This is a genomic window from Corallococcus sp. AB049A (genome assembly GCF_003668885.1).
GTDB classification, from domain to species: Bacteria; Myxococcota; Myxococcia; order Myxococcales; family Myxococcaceae; genus Corallococcus; species Corallococcus interemptor.
Window position 1 is genome coordinate 1 of record NZ_RAWL01001272.1, and the last position, 416, is coordinate 416.

The 416-nt window shown below is 70.0% G+C and carries 1 protein-coding gene; it reads left to right on the plus strand.

Features of this window, described 5'->3' with window-relative positions:
• A partial coding sequence (gene lpxK, locus D7X55_RS46980) for a tetraacyldisaccharide 4'-kinase (protein WP_121725789.1) occupies positions 1-416 on the plus strand: 416 nt, incomplete at both ends.

Consider the following 416-nt stretch of genomic DNA (forward strand, 5'->3'; position numbering starts at 1 on the left):
GGGCGGTGACGAGCCGGTGCTGATCGCCTGGAAGACCGGTGTGCCGGTGCGCGTGGACCGCGACCGTGTCGCCGCCGGCAAGGCGCTGATCGAGGCCGGCTGCGATGTGATCGTCTGCGACGATGGCCTGCAGCACTACCGCCTGGCGCGCGACATCGAGATCGAAGTGGTCGATGCGCAGCGTCGCTACGGCAATGGCCGGATGATTCCGGCCGGGCCGTTGCGCGAGCCCGTCAGCCGCGCCAGCGAATGCGATTTCCGGGTGGTCAACCTCGGCCAGGCCGATGAGGAAACCGCAGCGCAGGCCTGTGGCTTCGGCCAGTGGCCGATGGCGCTGCACATCGACAGTGCACAGCCGCTGGCCGGTGGTCGCGCTCGCCCGCTGGCGTACTTCAAGGGCCAGCGCGTGCATGCGG